Genomic DNA, 17,919 nt, shown 5'->3' on the forward strand with positions numbered 1-17,919 from the left:
CGCGCTGGTGGCGGGTTGCCTCGCCCACGCGGGCCTCGATGCCGTGCGGACGAGATCGGCTAGGTTCCGGGCATGGCTGATGCTCTCGACGCGGCGCTCGTCGACGCGGTGCGGCGCTACGTCGAGAGCAACCCGGAGAGCGCGCGGCTGGCGCGGGCGGCGTCGGAGGTGCTGCCGGGCGGCAACACCCGGTCCGTGTTACACACCGATCCGTTCGGCGTCCGCGTCATCGGCGCCGAGGGGGCCGTGCTGACCACAGCCGACGGTGCTCGGGTCGTGGACCTGCTCGGTGACTACTCGGCGGGGTTGCTAGGGCACAGCTCGGTCGTCGCCGACGCGGTGCAGGACGTGCTGCGCCGCGGCTGGGGCTACGGCGCGATGAGCGAGCCCGAGACGGAGTTCGCTCGCGCTCTGGTCGACCGGTTCGCCTCGATCGACCAGGTGCGGTTCACCAACTCCGGCAGCGAGGCCAACCTGATGGCGGTGCTGACCGCCCGCCACGTCACCGGTCGCGACCGGATCGTCGTCTTCGAGGGCGCCTACCACGGTGGCCCGATGACGTTCCTGCCCGGCAGCGAGCCGCTGCGGGTGCCCTTCACCTTCAGCACGCTGCCCTACAACGACGTCGCGGCGGTGCAGGCCGAGCTCGCGGAGCGCGGGGAGGAGATCGCCTGCGTCCTCGTCGAGCCGATGCTGGGCGCGGGTGGCTGCATCCCCGCGACGGTCGAGTTCCTGGCGGGCATCCGGCAGGCGACTCGGGAGCGTGGCGCGCTGATGGTGATGGACGAGGTGATGACGTCCCGGCTCGCGGTGGGCGGGGCTCAGGAGGTGTACGGCGTCGAGGCCGACCTGACCGTGTTGGGGAAGTACTTCGGAGGCGGGTTCTCCTTCGGCGCCTTCGGCGGCTCGCGCGACGTGATGGCGGCCTTCGACCCGGCGCGTGGCGGGTTGACGCACGGCGGCACCTTCAACAACAACGCGTTCACCATGGCCGTCGGGCCCGTCGTCGCTGGTCTCCTCGACGCCGAGACCCTGGCCGAGCTCAACGGGCGGGGTGACGACCTGCGAGAGCACCTCTCGCAGGCCCTGGCGCCGGTGGGGTTCTGCGTGACCGGGACCGGCTCCATGATGACGATCCACCCGACGCCCGGCCCCGTGGCCCGGTGGTCCGACCTGGCAGGTGTCGACCCTCGGTGGCGGCGCCTGCTGTTCCTGGACCTGCTCGACCGGGGCTTCTACATCGCCGAACGCGGCTACCTGGCCCTCAGCCTCGCGGTGAGCGGCGACGAACTCGACGCCTTCGTCGAAGCGGCCAGAGCCTCCGCCGCAGCGTACCGCGAGGTGGCCGAAGCCGAGGCGCTCAGCCGCTAGACCCGACGTAGCAGGGGCACGGCGAGTGGGCCTGTCTGTGATGACCCAGGTCGGTGAACCGGCGTACCCCGGCTGTTGCCACGCTGGGGCTGCGCGCCGTTGACTGACCTCGACACCTCACTTCGCGCCAGGAGCTACACAGATGACCGAGTACGCCGTCCGCAATCCCGCCACGGGTGAGCTGGTCCGTAGCTACGACACCGCCACCGACGCCGACATCAAGGACGCCATCGACCGCGCCCAGTCGGCCTACCAGGAATGGGGCCGCCGGACCTCGGTCGGCGAGCGTGCCGCCCTGGTGCGGCGCGTGGCCGAGCTCCACACCGAGCGCACCGAGGAGCTCGCCGACCTCATCGTCGAGGAGATGGGCAAGCCTCGTGAGGAGGCCGTCGGCGAGGTCGAGTTCAGCGCCGCGATCTACGAGTACTACGCCGACCATGCCGAGGAGTTCCTCAAGGACGAGGAGATCACGCTGCTCGCAGGCGAGGGCACGGCCCGGATCTCCCGCGAGCCGGTCGGCGTCCTGCTCGGGATCATGCCGTGGAACTTCCCGGCCTACCAGGTCGCCCGGTTCGCCGGCCCGAACCTGTGCCTGGGCAACACGATCCTGCTCAAGCACGCGCCGCAGTGTCCCTCCTCGTCGGCGTTCCTCGAACAGATCTTCGCCGACGCCGGCCTCCCGGACGGCGCCTACGTCAACATCTACGCCAGCAACGAGCAGGCGGCCGACATCATCGCCGACCCGCGCGTCCAGGGCGTCTCGGTCACCGGCTCGGAGCGGGCGGGTGCCGCGGTTGCCGAGATCGCGGGCCGCAACCTGAAGAAGGTCGTGCTCGAGCTCGGTGGCTCGGACCCGTTCGTCGTGCTCGGCACCGACGACATGGACGCGACGGTAGAAGCGGCCCTGGCCGCCCGGCTCGGCAACACCGGCCAGGCGTGCAACGCGGGCAAGCGCTTCATCGTCGCCGAGGAGCTGTACGACGAGTTCGTCGAGAAGTTCACCGCAGGCATCATCGCCGCCGGCCGCCCCCCGCTCTCGTCGGAGCTCGCCGCGGACCGGCTCATGGATCAGATCGAGCGCGCGAAGGCCGACGGAGCCACCTTGGTCGCAGCCGAGGGGGAGCGCGCCGGAGCGCACGTGCCCTCCGGCGTGCTGACCGGTGTCGGCCGGAGCAGCGGCACCTTCCACGAGGAGCTGTTCGGACCGGTGGCGATGGTCTTCAAGGCCAAGGACGAGGCCGAGGCTATCGAGCTCGCCAACGACACGCCCTTCGGCCTGGGCTCCTACGTGTTCACCAACGACCCCGAGCAGGCCGAGCGGGTGGCGGGCCAGATCGAGGCGGGCATGGTGTTCGTCAACCTCGTCGACGCAGACGGCGCGGAGCTGCCCTTCGGCGGTGTGAAGAGGTCGGGTCTCGGTCGCGAGCTGGGCCGGTTCGGCATTGAGGAGTTTGTCAACCGGAAGATGATCCGCGTCGGCTGACCCTCCCGGGCTCAGGGAGCGGCGCCGTCTGTTGGCCCACAAGCTCTCCAGGCGCTGCCCGCGCCGGGGCCGCTTGACGCCTCTAGGTGAGGTGCACGCATCACCACCCGTGGCTCGCCCACTGGATCACCGGCGCCGGGCATCAAAGGTGTGAAGGTCACCTAGGCACCCAGGTACTCGCAGCTGAGCAAGCTCGACCGGGTCGACGATCTCGGTGGAAGTCGAGCTCTGTTCGTCGACGCCTCGGAAATGACGACAGCCAAGGACCCCGACGCTCGTGAACCGGCCGATCCAATGCCTGCTTGGCGACCTCCCGAGCGTTCCTGCGCGACCGATGCGCGGCGGTAGGACGCGGGCTCGATGCACCCAACATCCGGATGTGGACGCAAGGGGGATTTAGTCTTCCCGGCGGACAGCAGACTTCTCGTGACCTGGATTCGGTTAAGCAGAAGTCTCCAGGCGGCTCTCGAACTCGCGGACGATGTGCTCGCCGTGAATCCGATCTGCTCGATGTACCAACGCTGCACGGGTGGTAGGAATGTGAGCCCGGCCATGAGACAGAACCCAACGGCGCGCCTAACTCGGTTCGGCAGCACGAAGTCAAAGTCATTGGCATCGAAGAGATCCACGACGGCACTTTGACAGGCACCTCCGATACTTCGCATGAGTCGGTACCCGCACTGGTGTATCGGCGGCGATCAGCAGGACTCCCCTCAGAGACTTGGCAAGCCAGTCAGCCCCAAGCCGGTCGTCGACATGGGACGATGCCCGCGTGCTCTCGGACATCGCAGCGGTGGCGACAGCTGCCGGCGTGCTGGCTGCCGTCGTCCAGTTGCTTCTGTCACGCAGGCAGGCGCGAGCGGCGTTTGAGCACGAGTTCATCCGGCGGTTTTGGGCAATCGGTGACGACGCGCTCCAGCAGCCTCAAACTCACTCAGGCACTGTTGAACGCAAGCGGTACCTCCGGCTGTGCGAAGACGAGTTCGAGGTCATGCGTCTTGGTTCGATTTCGTGGCGGACCTGGGAGGTCTGGCATGAAGCCATCCGCGATGGAGCCGCCGTACATCGCGACTACTTGGATGACTATGAGTGGGTGGGGACCTGCATGGGGGTCGAAGACCACCCGGGCGCCGATTGTCCCGCGATCTTCCGGTCGGGAACGGGGGTGCACAGCCAGCACATGTCTGCGCGGTGGCGGTCGTCGGTTGGAAGACTCTGGTTCACCACAGCCAGTGCGGCGAGGCGAACGGCCTATATCCGTGGAGGTCGCTTCACCACACGCGCCAGTTAGCGCGCTTCAGGTGCGCCTGTCGGTGGCCTGCCCAGCGCCCGCAGGCGGCGAAAGGACGCAAGCCTTTGTTGGAGCACCAAGGACCTCGGGTGCTCCTGATGTGCGCATAGGTCGAGATCCTTGGACTGAAGACGAGCCACTTCCTTATGTTTTGCTCTAACTCGAAGAATTCAGGGGGCACCAGTGGCCAGGGCAGATCACATCTACGTCAGTCGCGGTCCATACACCCACCATGGGATCGATGCTGGCGATGGCACCGTCATCCACTTCACTGGCGAGCCCGGCGCCGCCAAGATCAACGCCTCGATTGCGCGAACCTCGATGGTGGATTTCCTCAAGGGCGGCGATCTCAAGACACGGCGGTATGGAGCGCGCGATGACGTGGACACCACCATGGCTCGAGCAGAGGGGCGTCTAGGCGAAACCGGCTATCACTTGGTCATCAACAACTGCGAACACTTCGCTACCTGGTGCTGTACCGGTCGTAGCTCGAGCGAGCAGGTTCGAGGCGCAGGAAGCCTCACAGCACATGGTGCAGTCGCCGGGACCACGGTTGCAGCCACCACAGGCGTTGTTGGTGCCTTGGGCGCTGTAGGCGGCATGAGTGGCGCGGGGATCATGTCGGGCCTGGCGACCGCGGGAGGTGTAGCCGGCGGCGGAGCCGCCATCGGCCCGGCCATGATCGGCCTCGGACCAGCAGTAGTGAGCGTGGGGATCACCCAGGTCGCCTTGCGTGATGACGAGACGTTGCCAGACGAGGAGCGCAGGGCACGCCGTGATGGGAGGGCCGCATCGCTTGTCGGGGCGGGCGCGAGCACGATCGGTGGGGTAGCGGCGATCAGTGCGGCTGGGACGACCGGCCTGAGCGCAGCCGGAATCAGTAGCGGTCTGGCCACAATCGGCGGGTTGGCCGGAGGAGGTATGGCGGCGGGCACAGTCGCAGTGGTTGCTGCCCCCGCAGTCGCGGCCGCGGGTTTGGGTGCCGGTGTATTCATGCTTAGCCGACGTCTGAGACGAAGGACTCACCAGGCCGAGGTGAACGACGAAAACACCCCAGCCGGAGCAGGTGGGCAGTGACTCGCTGACGCGGCTCACCCGTCCCCGAGCCAGGCGATACGGTAAACCGCGCGTCATCGGTCTGAGTCGAACGCGGCGGAGTGACGGCGAGGGGCCCCATAGCACCCTGGCTCGACGCTGATGTTCGCTCAGCGTCGGATCGGGTCCGATACCAGGCGCTTTGGCCGGATGTCGCCTTGCATGTGTGCCGGGGGTCGGTATCACGACATACTCTGGCTGAGACGAATCGTGGGGAGGGCGTATGACGGTAGAACGACCGCTGCTGCGTCTTCGCTTGGTCCGGAGCGACCTTCCGGAAGGGGAGATCTCGCTTTCGGATCTGTCGCGAGTGGCTGGAGCGACGCAGACATTCGTGCGTCAGATCGTTGGAAACCTAGTTGGTCAGCGCAGGCCAGGAGCGCCCGCGAAGGCTGTTCTCGAGGCGAGCCAGTTGCGCCTGGTTGGGCTCAGGGCTGGAAGTACGATTTTGGAGATAGCCGGCGCATCGCCGGACGCTGGCCTTCTCGAGTTTGACATTCCTACGGACCTCACCGAGATCACATTCGACATGCTGATGGACGGGCTGGGCGCACTCGTGTCGGCAAGCGATGAGGAGCCCGCCGAGCTGCCTGTTGGCTTCGACGACCGCCTCATGGGGGACTTTGACGTCTGGCTCAGGTCGATGCGTCGCTACGAGTCCGTCGCGCTTGAGTCACACGTCGGGGGTCGCGTCAAGCAGGCGGCATCCAATCCCGAAGCCGCACGCGCACGGCTCAAGGGCGTATCGCCTCAACCGGTGATGCCATTCGTCAGCCCTTCACAGCAGGCACTCGAAGGAAAGTTGTACGCACTCAACCTGAATACAGGCTCGTTCCACGTTGAAGACGACGCCGGTCACAAGATACGCACCGTTCTGTCGCCGGAATCGAGGAACAGTGCTTCATTGCTTGTCTCCCGTCGGGTCCGAGCTATTGGTAAGCCTGACCTCGACGAAGCCGGACGCATTCGATCGTTCCAGGTTGACGTGATCGGGCCCGCGCCAGACCTTGAGGGCCTGTCTGAGCAGAAGAGTTTCTTCGACGTCCACGAGCTTGAGATTAAGCCGCCTCCAGGCGACTCAGGGAGTATCAAAGAGTGGGCAATCGGCGGCCTCTCAGACGGTGAAGCTGACGACTTCATGTCCGCTCTCGCTGAGGCTTGATGTCTGAGCTCGAGGGGGTGGCGGGAGCAGAACCAGTTGTCATCGACACGATGATCGCTGGGGCGCTGATCTCGCGACGCGCGTTGGCCGCCAAGTACGACGTGCACCTCGCAGGGCGCCCTCTGGTCGTTTCTTTCATCACGGTGGCCGAACTACGCTTCGGCGCGCTGAAGGCGGGCTGGGGCGCCACACGGATTGAGAGTCTTGAAAGTCGACTCTCGGCCATGACCGTCGTCCCAAGTGATAGTGACCTAGCAGACGCCTACGCGGAACTGAGGCTCGCATGTCATCGCGCGGGCCACGGTTTGCAGCAGAAGAACCACGAGGCAGATCGATGGATCGCAGCAACAGCTGTTCGTTTCGGGCTGCCCCTCGTCTCGGACGACTCGATATTCGACAACGTTCCGGGACTCGTGAACATCAGGATCCCGTCCTGACCACCTGCACGTCCTAGTGGGCGGTACGGGGTAGTTGCGCAGCGATCTCCGAGTGAATGAAGGCGTCACCCCTCTATCCGGCGCCGGAGCTTCCGGGGCGCGCAGAAGAGGTAGCTCTCGGTCACCAGCTCGGCCACCTCGCCCCAGTCGGTGGCGTCGTCGAGCACCATGCCGACGATGGAGGGGGACCAGGGCGGTTGGTAGAAGGGTGGACCGGCGTTCGTCAGAGCCAGAAGCTCGTCGCCGGTCGAGCGGAAGGTCATCACCGTGGTCGGGTCGGTCACGCCGGTCATGTCGCGGTAGGCCGAGGTGTAGCCCTCCTGGGCCACCAGGACATGGGCGAAGGTCTTGCCCCGCACCCGCCATCTGACGCCGGTCCAGGCGTCCTCCTCGTACGCGTCCGGCAGCGTCAACGCGGTGGACGCGATCCGGGCGACCACCTCGCCGGACGGCTCGATGCGCGGCTTCCTGGGCACGAGGCGAGTCTGTCAGCGCGGGCCGACAGGACGCGACCGATCGAAAACGCAGCGATGGGCTAGGCCTGAAGTCGCGCAAGAGCGCCCACGCGCTCGGCGGCTTCAGTCACGACGCGGTCGACGAGTTCCTCGCAGGTCGGGAGGTCGTCCAGCAGACCCACGACTTGCCCGGCCGCCAGCACTCCGGCGTCGGTGTCACCGTCGACCAGCCCCGACTTCAGCATCGTCGGGGTGTTGGCCGCCAGCACCATCTGACCCCACGACCGCTCCCCGGCCTTCTTCATCGCCCGCCCGTCCACAGCGACCTGACGCCACGACATGCCGCTGGCCTTCTTGAACTCCATCGTCCGGCGGGCGGTCGGCGCCAGCCGGCGCAGGCGGCCGCCGCTCTCGACCTCCTCGACGAGGTCGGTGCGCAGCATCCGGTGCGGCATGCCGTCGACCTTCGAGGTCACGACGGTGCCGTCGAGGCCGTAGGACAGGTAGAGCCGCTTCACCGCCTCCGGCACCGACGAGTCCTGGGTCAGCAGAAAGCGGGTGCCCATGCCGACCCCAGCAGCGCCGTACGCCAGCGCCGCGGCCAGCCCGCGGCCGTCGAAGAAGCCACCCGCCGCGACGACGGGGATGTCGACCGCATCCAGCACCGACGGCAGCAGCAGCGTCGTCGGCACCGAGCCGGTGTGGCCGCCGCCCTCGCCGCCCTGGATCATCACCAGGTCCGCGCCCCAGCCGGCCACCTTCTCCGCGTGACGGGCCGCGCCCACGCTGGGCATCACCACGATGCCGTGGTCCTTGAGCTTCCCGATCAGCTCCGGCTTCGGCGCCAGCGCGAACGACGCCACCTTCACGCCGTGCTCGATGAGCAGGTCGACGCGCCGGGGAGCGTCGGCGGCGTCGGCGCGCAGGTTCACGCCGAACGGCTCGGCGGTGCGGCCCTTCACCTCGCGGATCGCGTGGTCGAGCTCGTCGTACGTCATGGTGGCGCTGGCCAGGATGCCGAGCCCGCCCGCGTTCGCCGTACCGGACACCAGGCGCGGCCCGGCGACCCAGCCCATGCCGGTCTGCACGACCGGGTGCCTCACGCCGGTCAGCTCGGTCAGGGGAGTGCGCAGCAGCTGCTCGATCACGACGCCGCCGCCTTCTCGACCGGCGGCACCTCACGGTCGCGCAGCGCCCGGGGGTCGAGCATCTCCCGGATGAGGGTGAGCTCCTCGAGACTCGGCTGCCGCGTCTGAGGTACGTCGCTCTCGACGTGGAGCGCGCAGCCGCTGGCCTCGTGCACCTCGTCGACAGTGACGCCGGGATGGACCGAGCGCACCCGGAGCGTGCCGTCCGGCCCGCCGAGGTCGAGCACGGCCAGGTTGGTGACCACGCGGTGGATGTCGTGAAAGCGCGTCGCCGCCGGTCCAGCCGCCGCGGCTCGCGCTGCCCCGACGCCGGACACCATGTCGACCTGTTCCACGAAGACGCGGGAACTGTGCTTGGGCACCCAGTAGGACGTGCGGTTGTTGACGGTGTTGCCCGGTGCGCCGCGGGCGCCCAGCAGCATCCGCTTCGGACGGTCGTAGTCACCGATCAGCGAGATGTTCTGGTTGCCGTGGCGGTCGATCTGGGTCGCGCCCATCATCACGTGGCGCTTGCCGGAGGCGACGATCTCGAAGACCCGGCGGAACGGGATCCAGCCCTCCACCACCTCGGCGCTCTCGCCCAGCGGCGGCACTCCGCCCAGCCACAGCGCCTCGCCGTCGGAGAGCACCAGGTCGGGGTTCGACGTCAGCTTGCACAGGCGAGCTCCGAGGGTGGGCAGCAGGCCCATCGGGCTGCCGAAGATCTCACCGTCGTCGGCGAAGCAGTCCGCGATGGCGGCGGCGCAGACCTCGGCCCGGGTGGCGTCGCTCATGCGCTCGCCTCCCGCTCGGCGTGGAAGTCGGTGACGGCCTGCTGGTAGGCGACCTCGTCACCGGTCAGGAAGCGGGCCTCGAACGCAGCCCACGTCCCGGGGTCGGCCGCGGCCTTGGCGTAGTGGCGCATGAAGGTCTCGTCGCGCTCGTAGTCGGGCGTGCAGGTGGTGAAGTGCGCGCCGTTGGGCGCCTCGACGACGCCGGCGACCATCATCCGGCTCAGCAGCAGCCGTTGGACGGGGGTGTCGACGGTCAGCCCGGCGGTGTCGACGACCTGCTCGACCGATACGTAGGCGCGGTCGGCGGCCAGGCAGAACAGGTCGTCGAAGTAGGGGTCGGGCCCGAGGTACGTCGCGTTGCCGTGCTGGTCCGCCCGGTTGAGGTGGACCAGGGCGACGTCGAGGGGGAGGGCCGGCACGGCGACCAGCTCCTCGCCGTCGGCGTAGGGGCTGGTGACGGTGCGGATGTCGGGGTTGTGGACCAGCACGTCGGAGCCCAGACCCGCCCGCATCGGGAGGAAGGGCAGCCGCTGCGCCGCTGCCTGCAGACCGGTCTGGAACATGCCCTCGTCGAGCTCGACGACCTCCGGGATCGTGCCGTCCTGGCGGGCGCGGGTGAACAGCGGCTCGAGCGGGACGGTGTCGAGGGAGACGAACGCGAACACCAGCCGTTTGACCTTGCCGGCTGCGCAGAGCAGGCCGACGTCGGCGCCGCCGTACGACACGATCGTGAGGTCCTTCAGTTCCGAGCGGAGGATCGCGCGCACCAGCGCCATCGGCTTGCGGCGCGGGCCCCAGCCGCCGATGCCGATCGTCATGCCGTCCTTGAGCTCGCCGACGACCTGGTCGATGGTCATCCGCTTGTCGCGGGGGGTGCTCATCTGGTCTCCTGCCTGGGAGCGGCTTGGTCTCGACACGCTCGCTGCGCTCGCTGCTCGACCGACGGAACGGCCTCAGGCACCGGACGTCCTGACGAAGTCGTCGCGCAGCTCGTCGGCGACGCCGGCGAGGTTGAGCTCCATGGTGAAGCCCTGCTCGAAGCGGTAGCTCTTGTTGACGTCGACGGGGTCGATGCCGTTGAGCGCCTCCTTGGCGGCGCGGATGACGCGGGTGTCCTTGGCCGCGATCTCGCCGGCCACCGCCAGGGCGGCGTCGTCGAGGGCGTCGCGACCGACGACCTCGAGCACGCTGCCGTGGGGGACGAGCTCTGCGGCTCTGATGTGCCGGCCGGTGAAGTACAGGGTGCGCATCAGGTGGGGCGGCACCATCCGGGCCAGGTGGGTCGCGGCGCCCAGGGCGCCCCGGTCGACCTCGGGCACCCCGAAGTAGGCGTCGTCGGAGGCCACGATGCAGTCGGCGTTGCCGACCAGCCCGACCCCGCCGCCGAGGCAGAAGCCCTGGACGGCGGCCACGACGGGCACCGCGCACTCGTAGACGGCCTTGAACGCGGCGAAGCAGCCCTTGTTGGCGCCGATGAGGGCGTCGAAGCCCGACGTCGCCTGCATCTCCTTGATGTCGACGCCGGCGTTGAAGCCGCGGCCCTCGGCGCGCAGCACCACGACGTGGGTGGCCCGGTCGGCCGACGCCTCGTCGAGCGCAGCGGCGACGTCGTACCAGCCCTGGACGGGCAGGGCGTTGACGGGCGGGTAGTCCATCGTCACGACGCGGACGTGGTCCTCACGCAGGACGGAGGTGACCCCCACGACCCACCTCCGTTCACAACCTAACGTTTGCTTGGTAGCCTAGCACTTGCTTGGTTTCGGTCGAGGGGACGAGGAGGGCGGCGATGGGCGGGCTGCCGATCGACCTCACCGGTCGCGTCGTCGTCGTCACCGGTGGGACCCGCGGCGTGGGGCTCGGCATCACCGAGGCCTTCTTCGACGCCGGCGCCACCGTCGTCACCTGCTCCCGCTCGGAGCGTGACGCCCCCGGTGCCCGCCACGTCACCTGCGACGTCCGCGACCCCGACGCGGTCCAGGCCCTGGTCGAGACGGCCACCCGCGAGCACGGGCGCCTGGACGTGCTGGTCAACAACGCCGGGGGAGCGCCGTACGCCGAGGCCGCCGACGCCTCCCCGCGCTTCCACGCCAAGGTCGTCGAGCTCAACCTGCTGGCACCCCTGCTGCTGGCGCAGGCGGCCAACGCCGTCATGCAGCGCCAGGACACCGGCGGCGCGATCGTCAACATCTCCAGCGTCTCGGCGCTGCGCCCGTCACCCGGCACCGCGGCCTACGGCGCGGCGAAGGCGGGTCTCGACAGCCTGACCCGCAGCCTGGCCGTCGAGTGGGCGCCGCGGGTGCGCGTCAACGCCCTCGACGTCGGCATCGTGCGCACCGAGCAGACCGACCTGCACCTCGGCGGCGAGGAGGGTGCGGCCGCCGTGGCGGCGACCGTCCCGCTCGGTCGGCTCGCCACGCCCCGGGACGTCGGCAACGCCGCGGTGTTCCTGGCCTCCCCGCTGGCGAGCTACGTCTCCGGCGCCACCCTCGAGGTCCACGGCGGCGGCGAGAGGCCGGCCTTCCTGGCGGCCGTCGAGGGCCGGTGACCTGCCGGGTGGGGTCCGACGGACGTGCAGCTCGCGCGTCCAGCCCCCTCACTGCGCTGATTCAGTCCGAGCTGCACGTCCGTCGGCCCCGCGTGGCCGGAGAGGAGCCCCTGTGACCGGCATCTGTGAGGGCCGCATCGCGATCGTGACCGGCGCCGGGCGGGGGCTCGGCCGCGAGCACGCCCTCGAGCTGGCCCGCCAGGGCGCCGCCGTGGTCGTCAACGACCTCGGTACGTCCGGCTCCGGGGAGGGCGCTGCCAGCGGACCGGCCCAGGAAGTAGTCGTCGAGATCGAGGCGATGGGCGGCCGGGCGGTGGCCAACGGCGCCGACGTGGCCGACTTCGCGCAGGCCGAGGCCATGGTCCGTCAGGCGGTCGACACCTTCGGCGGCCTCGACGTCCTGGTCAACAACGCCGGCTTCCTGCGCGACCGGATGCTCGTCAACACCAGCGAGGAGGAGTGGGACGCCGTCGTCCGGGTCCACCTCAAGGGCCACTTCGCCCCGCTGCGCCACGCCGCGGCCTACTGGCGCGACGAGTCCAAGGCCGGCCGCCGCCGCGACGCCCGCGTCGTCAACACCAGCTCGGGCGCCGGGCTCCAGGGCTCCATCGGCCAGGGCACCTACTCCGCCGCGAAGGCCGGCATCGCGGGACTGACGCTGGTGGCGGCCGCCGAGCTGGGCCGCTACGGCGTCACCGTCAATGCGCTGGCCCCGGCGGCACGCACCCGGATGACCGAGGCCGCCTTCGCCGACACCATGGCCGCCCCCGACGACGGCTTCGACGCCATGCACCCCACCAACGTGGCGCCCCTCGTGGCGTGGTTGGCCAGCGTCGACTCCGGCGACGTGACCGGCCGGGTCATCGAGTCCGAGGGTGGCCGGCTGTGCGTCGAGCACGGCTGGCGCCACGGCGAGTCCGAGGATGCCGGGCGCCGCTGGGACCCGGCCGAGGTCGGCGACGCCGTACGACGACTGCTGGCCGCCGGCCCGGACCCCGAGCCGGTCTACGGCAGCTGACCGCTGAGCACCCGGTAGCGGACGTGGCTCGCGAGGGGCGAGTGCCCCGACTCGACCGGCTCCGGTCGCAGCCCGGGCAGCCCGTCGAGCAGCAGCTCACCGCCACCGAGGGTGATCGGGGTGGTGTCGACGACCAGCTCGTCGAGCACCCCCGCGCGCAGCGCCTGCTGCACCGTCGACGCGCCGCCCGTGACCCGCACCAGCCCCTCGGGTCCGGCGACCTCCTGCGCGCGCCGCACCGCGACGTCGAAGTCGTCGACGAAGTGGAACGTCGTGCCGCCCGCCATCTCGATCGGCTCGTGCGGGTGGTGGGTCAGCACGAAGACCGGGCAGTGGTACGGCGGGTCGTCGCCCCACCAGCCGCGCCAGTCGCGGTCCCACGCCCCACGCACGGGGCCGAACATGTTGCGACCCATTACGCACGCCGCCAGCGGACGGGCCAGCAGGTCGCGCCAGTGCTCGTCCTCGGGGTGCACCGGGTCGCGCATCATCCACTGGTGCAGCCGCTCACCGCCGCGGCCCAGCGGGTCGGACTCAGTCTGGTCCGGCCCGGCGGAGTACCCGTCGAGCGAGATGGTCGCGTGCGCGGTGGTGGTGCCCATGACACCGGGACTGTAGTGCGCCTGGTCCGCGGCGCCCAGGGACGAGCAGCGTGCTGACAGGTCAGGACCACCGGACCATTGCGCAGCCGTGACCACGCCCGGCACGATGCGTTGGTCCGACAACGCGCTCTTCCCCATGACCGCGTCGCGCCCCTCTCGGACCCCGTCGGACCCCAGCCAACCGGAGCCTGCATGCCCACCGAGAAGGTGACCTACTGCCGCATCTGCGAGGCCTCGTGCGGACTGGTCGCCACCGTCGACGACGGCCGCCTGCTCACGCTGCGCCCCGACGACGACCACCCGCTCAGCCGCGGCTTCGCCTGCCCCAAGGGCATCGCGATGACCGACGTGCAGAACGACCCCGACCGGGTGCTGCACCCGCTGCGCCGCACCGCCGACGGCACCTTCGAGCAGGTCTCGTGGGAGGACGCGCTCGACGACATCGGGCGCCGCCTGGGCGAGGCGATCGACGCGCACGGCGGCGAGGGCATCGGGTGGTACTTCGGCAACCCGACCGCGTTCTCCTACTCCCACATCCTCTGGGTGCAGGGCCTCGCGCAGGCGATCGGCATGCGCCACGTCTACAGCGCCGGCTCCCAGGACGTGAACAACCGCTTCGTGGCCAGCCACCTGCTCTACGGCCGCCCCACGACGGTCCCGATCCCCGACCTCGACCGCACCGACTTCCTGCTCGTCATCGGCGCCAACCCGGTGGTCTCGCACGGCTCGCTGATCTCGGCGCCCCGGATGCGCGAGCAGATGAAGGCGATCACCGGCCGCGGCGGACGGGTGGTCGTTGTTGACCCGCGCCGCTCCGAGACCGCGCGGCTCTTCGAGCACGTCGCGGTGCGCCCCGACGCCGACGCCTGGCTGCTGCTGTCGCTGCTGCACGTCATCTTCGAGCAGGGCCTCGAGGACGCCCGGGCGATCAGCCGTCAGTCCCGGGGGATCGGCCTGCTGAGGTGCGCGGCGACGTCGTACGCCCCGGAGTCGACGGAGACGATCACGGGGGTGGAGGCCGCCACCGTCCGCGCCTTCGCGCGCGACCTCGCCACCGCCGACAGCGCCGCCGTCTACGGCCGCACCGGCTCGTGCCTGGGCCGGCACGGCACGCTCGTGGCGTTCCTTATCGACGCGCTGGCGCTGGTCACCGGCAACCTCGACCGGGAGGGCGGGCTGGTCTTCGGTGACCCCGTGCTGCCGGTCGAGGAGATCGGGCACCGGCTCGGCATCACCACCTACGACAAGCGCCGATCGCGCATCGGAGACTTGCCCGACGTGCTGGGCACCTTCCCGGCCGCTCTGATGGCCGAGGAGATCACGACGCCGGGCACGGGTCAGCTGCGCACGCTCTTCGTCTCCGCCGGCAACCCGGTGTTGTCGGTGCCCAACGGCCGCGCGCTCGTCGAGGCGCTGCCCGGGCTCGACCTGTTCGTGTCGCTGGACCTCTACGTCAACGAGACCAACAAGCACGCCGACTACGTGCTGCCGACGACGACCTGGTTGGAGCGCGAGGACGTGCCGGTCGCGTTCCTGCCGTTCTTCACCCAGCCCTTCGCGCAGTGGACCGACCCCGTCCTCGAGGCGTACGGCGAAGCGCGTCCGGAGTGGCAGATCATCGAGGACCTCGCCCACCGGGCGGGCGTCTCGGTGTTCGCCCCCACCCGGCTGCTGTCGCCGTGGCTGGTGCCCGACGTGGTCGGTCGGACCGCGGGCCGCGCCCTGGCCGGCGTACGGCGACGGCTGCCGGTCCAGCTGACCCCCGAGCTGCTCGTCGACCTCGGCCTCCGGGCCGGCTCAAAGGGCCGGCTGTCGCTGGGCAAGCTGAAGCGCCACCCCCACGGGCTGCTGCTCGCCGAGACCCACCGGACCGGGCGCCTGCGCCGCGTCGTCCACCACGGCGGGCGTCACCCCCACAAGGTGCGCCTCGACGCCCCGGAGATCTCGCGGGAGCTGGCGGCGCTGACCGCCCCGGCTGACGACCCGGCGTACCCGCTGCGCCTCATCGGGCTCCGGGAGCTGCGCTCGCACAACTCCTGGATGCACAACGCGCCGACGCTGATGAAGGGCAAGCGCTCCCACGGGATGCGGATCCACCCCAAGGACGCCGCCGACTTCGGCATCGAGGACGGCCAGCCGTGCGTGGTGACCTCGCCCCACGGCGAGATCGAGGTGCCGGCGACGGTGACCGAGGACGTCTCGGTCGGCACCGTCGCGGTGCCGCACGGCTGGGGCCACGCCGGGGGCTGGACGAGGGCCAACGCCGCCGGGGGAGCCAACGTCAACGCGCTCGCCTCCACCGACCCCGCCGACCTCGAGCGGCTGGCCGGGATGGCGTTCCTCAACGGCATCCCGGTGCGCGTCGGCCCCGCGCCCGACCCCGCGCCCGACCCCGCGTAGACGCCACCCCGCGACCATGTAACGCGGGGTTATGGACGCCGACCAAGGCGCCCACGCTGGGGAGGCGTCCACAACCCTCGTTCAGAAGGGGCGCCCGCCGGCTGGAGCACCTCGAGCGGCTGGCCGGGATGGCGTTCCTCAACGGCATCCCGGTCCGCGTCGGCCCCGCGCCCGAATCGCTCAGTCCTGGCTGACGCCGACGATCGCGGCGTTGCCGCGCCCGTCGACCTTGACGGTGGCGACCACGGTGCCGCGCTGGACCGCCTTCTCCAGCGCCAGGGCCTCGTCCTGCGGCAGGAACCAGCTCTCGATGCCGCAGCGGATCTGCCAGTAGCGGTCGTCGCAGCGCAGGTACGTGCCGTCGTCGGGCCGCTCGCGCGTCCAGTCCTCGGCGACCCAGACGTCGCCGTCGTCGCGCAGGGTGACGTAGACGGTGCCGTTCTCCCCGTCCTCCATCGACCCCAGCCCACCGTCCCTGCCCCGGGCGCCGTTCACCCGCAGGTCGGGGTAGTTCAGCGCGACGTAGGCGCCGCGGAACGGGTCGATGGGGTCGACCGGTCGGACCCGGAGCTGGATCTCCTCGCCCGTGGTGCGGGCCGAGAGCTGGGGCCAGCTGCCGGCGGCGACCAGGCCGAGCTGGGCGAGCAGCAGGACCGGGAGGGTGACAGCGAGCCGGTGGGTGGTGGGCAACTGGGTCAGGCGGGTCATCGGAGGTCTCCCTGCTCGGGGCGGACGGTGGAGTCGGAGGCGGTCGGCCGGACTGCACCGGGGGAGTCGTCGCCGAGCGTCTTGGCGAGCTGACGTCGTCCCCGGTCGGCCAGCCAGCCGGAGCCGGCGAGGATCAGTCCCATGAGCAGGAACAGCCAGGCGCCGTCGATGATCTGGGCGAAGACCGCGAAGCTCTGCACGGTGGTGAACAGCACCAGCGCGACGAGCGCGATGACGGTCAGCTCGGTGCGGTCGCGCAGCACCCCCAGGGCGGCGACCCCGGCGCTGACGGCGAGGTAGCCGAGCACCGCGACGGCGGCGTGGGCCCAGTCGACCAGCCCGACGTCGCTGGCGTCGGCGCCCGCGTCCCAGAGGACGAGGACGACGGCCAGGCCGGTGACGCCGAGGGCGGCGAGCGGCTCCCAGGCCAGCCGGCGACGGGTCTCGACAGGCTCGACCGGCGAACGAAGGGTGACGACGACCGCGGCGAGGGCGAGCAGTGTCGCAACGACGACGGTGGTGACGAGCCGCGGGGTCCAGACGGCGGCGTGGCCCTCGACGAAGGGCAGGGCGGCCGCGAACAGGGCGCCGAGGAGGACGACGACGCCGGCCACCCGCCACGGGCTCGCCAGGTCGGGGGCGCCGGCGGGGCGTGGCCCGGACCGGTCGTGGAGGGTGGCGACAGCGACCGCACCGACGCCCGCGGCGCAGATCACGAGCAGGATGCCGAGCACCGTCGGCTCGTCCAGCGCGGCGCTCCACACCAGCCAGGTGAACCCGGCGGTGACGCCGAGCACGACCGGCGCCGCGGCGCGCACGAGGTAGCCGTGCAGCAGTGCTCCGAGCGCCCAGACCCCGACCAGCCGCGGCTCGTACGCCGGCACCTGGAGGCTCTGCGCGGCCTGGAAGACGACCGCTCCGAAGAGCAGCGCCGCCAGCAGCCGTCCGGCGTGCACCACGGGTGAGGGCACCGGGCCGCCGTGGGCCCGGCGGGCCGCGAGCAGCTCGGCACCGACCGTGACCGCGACCCAGATCGTCGCGACGACGCCGAAGCGGGTCAGCGGCGTGAACCGGTCGAGGTTGGCCGCGACCAGCCAGATCAGGCCGAAGCCGACGAAGACCGCGCCGAGCGCGAGGAGCAGCCGGGCGAGGCCGAGGGTGCGGGTGGCGTGGTAGCGGGTCACGAGGGCCTGCGCCTGCCACGGCGCGATCAGCCCCTCGCGCTGCCACTCGACGACCTGCGAGCTCAACCACGTGAGGTGGCCGGGCGTGACCGGGTGCGTGGGGTGCTGCTCAGGCAGCGGGGGCTGGGTGGCCCGCACGGGAGATGAGGTGCTCATACCTCCAGCGTCGTCCGACGAGGGCCCCGGCGCCTGAGCAGGAGTACTCAACTCCCGATGACAGCCGGCCCCACTTCGGCATGTCACACGG

At 70.4% G+C, this 17,919-nt stretch carries 17 protein-coding genes; 9 read left to right on the forward strand and 8 right to left on the reverse strand.

The features are described 5' to 3' along the window. Positions 1 to 72: 72 nt before the first annotated feature. From G7072_RS07915 to G7072_RS07940, 6 genes are all read left to right on the forward strand, one after another. On the forward strand, positions 73 to 1,371 hold the full coding sequence (locus G7072_RS07915; RefSeq protein WP_166085189.1) for an aminotransferase class III-fold pyridoxal phosphate-dependent enzyme: 1,299 nt from the start codon (positions 73 to 75) through the stop codon (positions 1,369 to 1,371). Positions 1,372 to 1,513: 142 nt separating this feature from the next. After that, entirely contained in the window at positions 1,514 to 2,854 is a 1,341-nt protein-coding gene (locus G7072_RS07920) for an NAD-dependent succinate-semialdehyde dehydrogenase (RefSeq protein WP_166085191.1), read from the forward strand. A gap of 772 nt (positions 2,855 to 3,626) precedes the next feature. Then, positions 3,627 to 4,145, forward strand: coding sequence for a hypothetical protein (locus G7072_RS07925; RefSeq protein ID WP_166085194.1), 519 nt, complete (start codon positions 3,627 to 3,629; stop codon positions 4,143 to 4,145). A gap of 183 nt (positions 4,146 to 4,328) precedes the next feature. Then, the gene (locus G7072_RS07930) at positions 4,329 to 5,222 is read left to right on the forward strand and encodes a lecithin retinol acyltransferase family protein (protein ID WP_166085195.1); all 894 of its coding nucleotides are present in this window, start codon (positions 4,329 to 4,331) and stop codon (positions 5,220 to 5,222) included. A gap of 352 nt (positions 5,223 to 5,574) precedes the next feature. Then, on the forward strand, positions 5,575 to 6,402 hold the full coding sequence (locus G7072_RS07935; protein WP_166085198.1) for a hypothetical protein: 828 nt from the start codon (positions 5,575 to 5,577) through the stop codon (positions 6,400 to 6,402). Then, positions 6,402 to 6,839 carry a PIN domain-containing protein gene (locus G7072_RS07940; protein ID WP_166085200.1) on the forward strand — a complete coding sequence of 146 codons (438 nt, stop codon included), beginning with the start codon at positions 6,402 to 6,404 and terminating at the stop codon, positions 6,837 to 6,839. Before G7072_RS07935 ends, G7072_RS07940 begins: the two co-directional genes overlap by 1 nt. Positions 6,840 to 6,904: 65 nt before the next feature. Here the strand turns inward: G7072_RS07940 and G7072_RS07945 are convergent, their stop codons facing one another. The 5 genes from G7072_RS07945 to G7072_RS07965 form a co-directional block, all read right to left on the reverse strand. Then, positions 6,905 to 7,315, reverse strand: a complete 411-nt coding sequence (locus tag G7072_RS07945; protein WP_166085202.1) for an MmcQ/YjbR family DNA-binding protein — start codon at positions 7,313 to 7,315, stop codon at positions 6,905 to 6,907. Positions 7,316 to 7,374: 59 nt separating this feature from the next. Further along, positions 7,375 to 8,442, reverse strand: a complete 1,068-nt coding sequence (locus tag G7072_RS07950) for a nitronate monooxygenase (protein ID WP_166085204.1) — start codon at positions 8,440 to 8,442, stop codon at positions 7,375 to 7,377. Further along, a complete protein-coding gene (locus tag G7072_RS07955) occupies positions 8,439 to 9,215 on the reverse strand; it encodes a CoA-transferase (protein WP_166085207.1) in 777 nt (258 codons plus the stop codon). Before G7072_RS07955 ends, G7072_RS07950 begins: the two co-directional genes overlap by 4 nt. Next, a complete protein-coding gene (locus tag G7072_RS07960) occupies positions 9,212 to 10,096 on the reverse strand; it encodes a CoA transferase subunit A (RefSeq protein ID WP_166085209.1) in 885 nt (294 codons plus the stop codon). Before G7072_RS07960 ends, G7072_RS07955 begins: the two co-directional genes overlap by 4 nt. Positions 10,097 to 10,168: 72 nt before the next feature. Further along, a complete protein-coding gene (locus G7072_RS07965) occupies positions 10,169 to 10,918 on the reverse strand; it encodes an enoyl-CoA hydratase family protein (RefSeq protein WP_166085211.1) in 750 nt (249 codons plus the stop codon). 83 nt (positions 10,919 to 11,001) lie between these two features. On the opposite strand from G7072_RS07965, the gene G7072_RS07970 reads away from it, so the two are divergent. Both G7072_RS07970 and G7072_RS07975 read left to right on the forward strand, forming a co-directional pair. After that, on the forward strand, positions 11,002 to 11,760 hold the full coding sequence (locus G7072_RS07970) for an SDR family oxidoreductase (RefSeq protein WP_206063321.1): 759 nt from the start codon (positions 11,002 to 11,004) through the stop codon (positions 11,758 to 11,760). 112 nt (positions 11,761 to 11,872) lie between these two features. Continuing rightward, a complete protein-coding gene (locus G7072_RS07975; protein WP_166085213.1) occupies positions 11,873 to 12,778 on the forward strand; it encodes an SDR family oxidoreductase in 906 nt (301 codons plus the stop codon). Here G7072_RS07975 and G7072_RS07980 read toward each other — a convergent pair. Next, positions 12,766 to 13,380, reverse strand: a complete 615-nt coding sequence (locus G7072_RS07980; protein ID WP_166085215.1) for a dihydrofolate reductase family protein — start codon at positions 13,378 to 13,380, stop codon at positions 12,766 to 12,768. The genes G7072_RS07975 and G7072_RS07980 overlap by 13 nt on opposite strands. Positions 13,381 to 13,572: 192 nt before the next feature. On the opposite strand from G7072_RS07980, the gene G7072_RS07985 reads away from it, so the two are divergent. Then, positions 13,573 to 15,780: a molybdopterin-dependent oxidoreductase gene (locus G7072_RS07985; protein ID WP_166085217.1), complete on the forward strand. Its 2,208-nt coding sequence runs from the start codon at positions 13,573 to 13,575 to the stop codon at positions 15,778 to 15,780. A 180-nt stretch (positions 15,781 to 15,960) separates the two neighbouring features. Here the strand turns inward: G7072_RS07985 and G7072_RS07990 are convergent, their stop codons facing one another. After that, complete coding sequence (locus G7072_RS07990; RefSeq protein ID WP_166085219.1) at positions 15,961 to 16,488, reverse strand: GDYXXLXY domain-containing protein; 528 nt, start codon at positions 16,486 to 16,488, stop codon at positions 15,961 to 15,963. Further along, complete coding sequence (locus G7072_RS07995) at positions 16,485 to 17,828, reverse strand: DUF2157 domain-containing protein (RefSeq protein ID WP_166085221.1); 1,344 nt, start codon at positions 17,826 to 17,828, stop codon at positions 16,485 to 16,487. Before G7072_RS07995 ends, G7072_RS07990 begins: the two co-directional genes overlap by 4 nt. Positions 17,829 to 17,919 lie beyond the last annotated feature (91 nt).

Origin of the sequence: Nocardioides sp. HDW12B (assembly GCF_011299595.1) — a bacterium.
Classification (GTDB): Bacteria; Actinomycetota; Actinomycetes; order Propionibacteriales; family Nocardioidaceae; genus Marmoricola_A.